Here is a 6,330-nt window from a genome sequence, read left to right as displayed (position 1 = left end):
CGGCAAGACCGGGTACATCACCGTCCGCTTCGACGTCCACGGCAAGACCGGGTACATCACCGTCCGCTTCGACGTCCAGCCCGGCACCCTCGGGGACGGCTACCTGGCCGGGGTGGACGCCGCCGTGCAGCCGCTGCGCTCCGCCGGTGTCGAGGTCGAGTACGGCGGCTCGCTCGGCGAGCTGGCCCGGCCCGAGCCCGACGACCGCGTCAGCGAGACGATCGGCTTCGCGGTCGCCATCGTCGTGCTCATCATCGGCTTCGGCAGCCTGATCGCCGCCGTACTGCCCCTGGTCACCGCGCTGGTCGCGGCCCTCTGCGGCCTCTCCGTGCTCGGCCTCCTCGCCGCCGTGTGGACCTTCGCCACCGTCTCCCCCACGCTGGCCACGATGATCGGCATCGGCGTCGGCATCGACTACGCCCTCTTCCTGATCACCCGGCACCGGCAACTCCTGATGAACGGCATGGACCCGGTGTCCGCCGCCGGGGTGGCCACCGCGACCAGCGGCCGGGCCGTCCTCGTCTCGGGCTGCACGGTCGTCATCGCCCTGTGCGGGCTGTGGGTGTCCGGGCTGAGCTTCATCGGCCTGCTCGGTCTGGCCGCGACCTCGACCGTGGTCACGGCGGTCATCGGAGCCCTCACCCTCGTGCCGGCGATGCTCGGCCTGATCGGTCGTCACATCGACCGGCTCCACCTGCGCAAGCCGGTGGCCGAGACCGAACCCGGCACCGACGAGGCCCACGGCACCTGGCACCGCTACGCCCTGCGCGTGGAGCGCCGCCCCTGGTGGTTCCTGACCGCGGGCGTCGTCGTCCTCGCCGTGCTCTCCATCCCGCTCTTCTTCATCCAGCTCGGACACATCGGCGACGGAGCGGATCCGAAGTCGTTCACCGACCGGCGGGCGTTCGACCTGATGTCCACGGCCTTCGGACCGGGCTCCAACGGACCGCTGACCCTGGTCATCGACCAGACCTCGGTTCCGGCGGCCGACCGGTCCGCGCTGGCGAGCCAGGCGCAGAAGGCGCTCACCGGGGTCCCGAACGCCGCCCTGATCACCCCGCTCACCCCGACCTCGGACGGCGACGTCCTGATCGCCACGGCCTACTCGGTGGCCGCACCGCAGGACGAGCTCACCACGTCGCTCACCAACCACCTCTCCGAGGACGTCCTCCCGCAGGCGGTCAGCGGCACGACCGCCGCCACCTACGTCACCGGGACCACGGCCGCCCAGATCGACTTCCTCGACATCGTCTCCAGCCGCCTGCCGATCATCATCGTCGTGGTCGTGGGCCTGGCGTTCCTGGTCATCCTGGTGGTCTTCCGGGGGCCGCTCGTCGCCCTGAAGGCCGCGGTCCTGAACCTGCTGTCCATCGCCGCCTCGTACGGCGTCGTCGTCGCCGTCTTCCAGTGGGGCTGGGGAGGCCCCGCGCTCGGGGTGTCCGGCGACGTCCCCATCGAGAGCTACGTGCCGATGATGATGTTCGCCATCGTCTTCGGCCTGAGCATGGACTACGAGATCTTCCTGCTGTCCCGCGTGCACGAGGCCTGGCTGCGCACCGGCGACGCCAAGGCGAGCGTGGCGCACGCCCTGGAGATCACGGCCCGCGTCATCACCTGCGCGGCGCTCATCATGGTCAGCGTCTTCGCCGCGTTCATCGTGAGCGACAACATCGTGATCAAGATGATGGGGCTCGGCCTCGCCGCGAGCGTGCTGATCGACGCGACGATCGCGCGCCTGCTGCTGGTGCCCGCCGTGATGACGCTGCTCGGCGAATGGGCCTGGTGGACCCCCCGTTGGCTGGACCGGATCCTGCCGCACGTGGACACCGAGGGCGAGGGCGAGCTGGCCGCCGCGAGCGGGACGGGGCCGCGGCCCGCGCCGTGACTCCGGCGGGACCCGGGGGGACACCTCGCACGCGGTGTCCCCTCGGGTGGTGGAACCCGGGCCCGGTCCGGGCGGACGGGGCCCGACAGGACGCCCCCTAGCTGTCGAAGCCGAGTCCCAGGCGGTCCATCGCCTTCAGCCACAGGTTGCGCCGGCCGCCGTTCTCGTCGGCGCGGGCCAGCGACCACTTGGTGATGCCGATGCCCGCCCAGGCGATCGGCTCGGGCGGGAACGGCAGCGGCTTGGAGCGCACCATCTCCAGCTCCGTCCGCTCCGTGCGCTCCCCCGCGAGGAGGTCGAGCATCACGTCGGCGCCGAACCGCGTCGCGCCGACGCCGAGGCCGGTGAACCCGGCCGCGTAGGCGACCTTGCCGCGGTGGGCGGTGCCGAAGAACGCCGAGAAGCGCGAGCAGGTGTCGATCGCGCCGCCCCAGGCGTGGCTGAAGCGGAGCCCCTCCAGCTGCGGGAAGCACTGGAAGAAGTGCTCGGCGAGCTTGAGGTACGTCTCGGGACGGTGGTCCATCTCCGCGCTCATCCGCCCGCCGAAGGGGTAGACCGCGTCGTAGCCGCCCCACAGGATCCGGTTGTCGGCGGTGATGCGGAAGTAGTGGAACTGGTTGGCGCTGTCCCCGAGCCCCTGGCGGTTCTTCCAGCCGATGGAGGCGAGCTGTCCGGGGCTGAGCGGCTCGGTCGTCAGGGCGTAGTCGTAGACCGGGACGGTGTAGGGCCGGACCCGCTTGACCAGCGACGGGAAGACGTTCGTGCCCAGCGCGACCCGGCGGGCGACGATCCGGCCGTAGGGGGTGCGCACGCCCATGCCGGCGCCGACGGGGACCAGTTCCAGGCCGGGCGTGTTCTCGAAGATCCGTACGCCCAGCTCCAGGCACGCCCGCTTCAGCCCCCAGGCGAGCTTCGCCGGGTTGAGCATGGCGACTCCGCGGCGGTCCCAGAGGCCGCCGAGGAACGTCGGGGAGTCGACCTCCGCGCGGACCGCGTCCCGGTCGAGGAGTTCCAGTCCGTCGCCCAGACCGAGCCGGCGGGCCGTCTCGTGGACCTCGGCGAGCTCCTCGACCTGGTGCGGCTCGGTGGCGACGTCGATCTCGCCGGTGCGCTCGAAGTCGCAGTCGAGGGAGTAGCGGGCGACCGCCTCCTCGATGGCGTCGAGGTTGCGCTCGCCGAGCCCCTCCAGCGTGGCCAGCTCGTCCGGCCAGCGGGCGAGCCCGTTGCCGAACCCGTGGGTGAGGGAAGCGGCGCAGAAGCCGCCGTTGCGACCCGAGGCGGCCCAGCCCACCTCGCGCCCCTCGATCAGGACGACGTCCCGCTCCGGCTCCCGCTCCTTGGCGAGGAGCGCGGTCCACAGGCCGCTGTAGCCGCCGCCGACCACCAGGAGGTCGCAGTTCTCCGTGCCGGTGAGGGCGGGGAGGGCGCCGGGCTTGCCGGGGTCTTCCAGCCAGAAGGGGACGGGCTGGGCGTCCGAGAGAGATTGTGCAGCGATACGCATGGCGACTGGGGCCATGGTTTCCAACTCCTTCAGGGCGTGCTCGGGGTCGTGCTCACTGTGCTGCCGCTTTACGGCGCCGGTTCGTGACGATCTGACCGGATACCACCACCAGTACGGCAATGATGAACATCGCCGTGCCGATGACGTTGATCTGGACGGGCGTGCCGCGCTGCGCCGAACCCCAGACGAACATGGGGAACGTGACGGTGGAGCCCGCGTTGAAGTTGGTGATGATGAAGTCGTCGAACGAGAGCGCGAAGGCGAGCAGCGCGCCGGCCGCGATGCCGGGGGCGGCGATCGGCAGCGTCACCCGGACGAAGGTCTGCACCGGGCCGGCGTAGAGGTCGCGGGCGGCCTCCTCCAGGCGCGGGTCCATCGACATCACGCGGGCCTTGACGGCGGTGACGACGAAGGACAGGCAGAACATGATGTGGGCGATCAGGACCGTCCAGAAGCCCAGCTCGGCGCCCATGTTGAGGAAGAGCGTGAGCAGCGAGGCGGCCATGACGACCTCGGGCATCGCCATCGGCAGGAAGATCAGCGAGTTGATCGCGCCGCGCGCCCGGAAGCGGTAGCGGACCAGCGCGAAGGCGATCATCGTGCCGAGGACGGTGGCGCCCAGCGTCGCCCAGGCGGCCAGCTGGAGCGACAGGGAGAGCGAGCCGCACATGTCGGCGACGCCGCACGGGTCCTTCCAGGCGTCCAGCGAGAACTTCTGCCAGGCGTAGTTGAAGCGCCCGTTCGGCTTGTTGAACGAGAACACCATGACGACGATGTTCGGCAGGATCATGTACGCGAGCGTCAGCAGACCCGCGATGACGACCAGGTGCTGTCGTATCCAGCGCATCAGACCAGATCCTCCGTTCCGGCGCGGCGGATGTAGACGGTGACCATGACCAGCACGATCGCCATGAGGATGAAGGACAGCGCGGCCGCCGTCGGGTAGTCGAGCACCCGGAGGAACTGCGACTGGATGACGTTGCCCACCATCTTGGTGTCGGTGGAGCCCAGCAGTTCGGCGTTGACGTAGTCGCCGCTCGCCGGGATGAAGGTGAGCAGGGTGCCCGAGACGACGCCCGGCGTGGAGAGCGGGAACGTCACCTTCCGGAAGGTCGTCGCGGGAGAGGCGTACAGGTCCTGGGCGGCCTCGTGGAGCCGGCCGTCGATCCGCTCCAGCGAGGTGTAGAGCGGCAGGATCATGAACGGCAGGAAGTTGTACGTCAGACCGCAGACGACCGCCATCGGGGTGGCGAGGACCCGGTCGCCCTCGGTCCAGCCGAGCCAGCTGGTCACGTCCAGGACGTGCAGGGCGTTCAGCGCGTCGACCACGATGCTGTCGTCGGCCAGGATCGTCTTCCAGGCCAGCGTGCGGATGAGGAAGCTGGTGAAGAACGGGGCGATCACCAGGACCAGCAGCAGGTTCCGCCAGCGGCCGGCCTTGAAGGCGATCAGATACGCCAGCGGGTAGCCGAGGAGCAGGCAGAGCAGCGTGGCCGTGCCGGCGTAGAGCAGGGAGCGGACGAACTGCGGCCAGTACTCCTGGAAGGCGTCCCAGTAGGTCTGGAAGTGCCAGGTGACCTCGAAGCCCTTCTCCAGCGAGCCGGTCTGCACCGAGGTCGACGCCTGGTAGACCATCGGCAGCGCGAAGAAGACGAGCAGCCAGACGATGCCGGGCAGCAGCAGCCAGTACGGGACGAGCCGCTTGCGGGTGGAGGCCTTGCGCACCGGAAGCTCCGCCACGGGCGGCGCCGCGTCCTCCTTGGTGAGGGTCGTCGTGCTCATCCGGCGTCCTCCACCGTCTCCACGCCCGCGTCGATGTCCTGATCGGCGTCGAGCCCGAAGGTGTGCGCCGGGTTCCAGTGCAGGACGACCTCGGCCCCGGGGACGAGGCGCGCGTCGCGCTCGATGTTCTGCTCGTAGACCTGGAGTTCGGCGCCCGCCGGCGAGTTCACCACGTACTGGGTGGAGACGCCGATGAAGGAGGAGTCGACGATCCGGCCGGTGACCTTGTTGCGGCCGTCGGCTATCCGCCCCGCGTCGTCGGCGTGGGCGAGCGAGATCTTCTCGGGGCGGACGCCCACGAGGACCTTGCCGCCGGTGCGGACCGTCGCGGAACAGCGGTCGGCGGGCAGCCGGAGCTTGCCCCCGCCCGCCGTGACGACGAGGTCCGCGCCGCCGCTCTCGGCGACCTCGGCCTCGATCAGGTTGGAGGTGCCGAGGAAGTTCGCGACGAACGTGGTCCGCGGGTTCTCGTACAGGTCCGCGGGGGCGCCGAGCTGCTCGACCAGGCCGCCGTTCATCACCGCGACCTGGTCGGCCATGGTCATGGCCTCCTCCTGGTCGTGGGTGACGTGGATGAAGGTGATGCCGACCTCGGTCTGGATCCGCTTGAGCTCCAGCTGCATCTGGCGGCGCAGCTTGAGGTCGAGGGCGCCGAGCGGCTCGTCGAGGAGCAGCACCTGCGGGTGGTTGATGAGTGCGCGGGCCACGGCGACGCGCTGCTGCTGACCGCCGGACAGCTGGTGCGGCTTGTGCCGGGCCTTGTCGCCGAGCTGGACGAGGTCGAGCATGTCGGAGACCTGCTTCTTCACCGACTTGACGCCGCGCCGGCGCAGACCGAAGGCGATGTTCTCCTGGATGTCCAGGTGCGGGAAGAGCGCGTAGGACTGGAAGACGGTGTTGACCGGCCGCTTGTACGGCGGCAGGTCGGTGACGTCCTTGTCGCCGAGGAAGACCGTGCCGGTGGTGGGGTCCTCCAGGCCGGCGATCATCCGCAGGGTGGTGGTCTTGCCGCAGCCGGAGGCGCCGAGGAGGGCGAAGAACGAGCCCTGCGGGACGGTCAGGTCGAGCGGCCGGACGGCGTGGAAGGAGCCGTAGGTCTTGCTGATCCCGGTGAGACGGACATCGCCGCCGGTGTTCGTGTCAGTCATGGGTTGCGGTCCCA

5 protein-coding genes are annotated in these 6,330 nt (G+C 70.1%); 1 reads left to right on the top strand and 4 read right to left on the bottom strand.

Annotated features, from left to right (window positions below; all coding sequences use genetic code 11):
• The coding region (locus EAO71_RS24360; protein WP_147980041.1) for an MMPL family transporter at window positions 1–1,885 on the top strand (1,885 nt) is incomplete at its 5' end.
• Between the two features lie 97 nt (window positions 1,886–1,982).
• Here the strand turns inward: EAO71_RS24360 and EAO71_RS24355 are convergent.
• The 4 genes from EAO71_RS24355 to EAO71_RS24340 are packed head-to-tail and all read right to left on the bottom strand — an operon-like array spanning window position 1,983 to window position 6,316.
• Entirely contained in the window at window positions 1,983–3,401 is a 1,419-nt protein-coding gene (locus EAO71_RS24355) for an NAD(P)/FAD-dependent oxidoreductase (protein WP_147979939.1), read from the bottom strand.
• 37 nt (window positions 3,402–3,438) lie between these two features.
• Window positions 3,439–4,233 (bottom strand): ABC transporter permease, encoded by a 795-nt coding sequence (locus EAO71_RS24350; RefSeq protein WP_147979938.1) that lies wholly within the window; start codon window positions 4,231–4,233, stop codon window positions 3,439–3,441.
• The gene (locus tag EAO71_RS24345) at window positions 4,233–5,168 is read right to left on the bottom strand and encodes an ABC transporter permease (protein ID WP_147979937.1); all 936 of its coding nucleotides are present in this window, start codon (window positions 5,166–5,168) and stop codon (window positions 4,233–4,235) included. Before EAO71_RS24345 ends, EAO71_RS24350 begins: the two co-directional genes overlap by 1 nt.
• Window positions 5,165–6,316, bottom strand: coding sequence for an ABC transporter ATP-binding protein (locus EAO71_RS24340; RefSeq protein WP_147979936.1), 1,152 nt, complete (start codon window positions 6,314–6,316; stop codon window positions 5,165–5,167). The genes EAO71_RS24345 and EAO71_RS24340 overlap by 4 nt, the downstream gene beginning before the upstream one ends.
• Window positions 6,317–6,330 lie beyond the last annotated feature (14 nt).

The organism is Streptomyces sp. MS191 (genome assembly GCF_008042125.1).
Lineage (GTDB): Bacteria > Actinomycetota > Actinomycetes > Streptomycetales > Streptomycetaceae > Streptomyces.
Note: the sequence above shows the minus strand (reverse complement) of the source record. Positions and strands in the feature narration are given on the sequence as shown.

Excerpts from the sequence above, each read along its gene's own strand:
- EAO71_RS24355 (WP_147979939.1), bottom strand. The coding sequence starts at position 3,401 with ATGGCCCCAGTCGCCATGCGTATCGCTGCACAATCTCTCTCGGACGCC.
- EAO71_RS24350 (WP_147979938.1), bottom strand. The coding sequence starts at position 4,233 with ATGCGCTGGATACGACAGCACCTGGTCGTCATCGCGGGTCTGCTGACG.
- EAO71_RS24345 (WP_147979937.1), bottom strand. The coding sequence starts at position 5,168 with ATGAGCACGACGACCCTCACCAAGGAGGACGCGGCGCCGCCCGTGGCG.
- EAO71_RS24340 (WP_147979936.1), bottom strand. The coding sequence starts at position 6,316 with ATGACTGACACGAACACCGGCGGCGATGTCCGTCTCACCGGGATCAGC.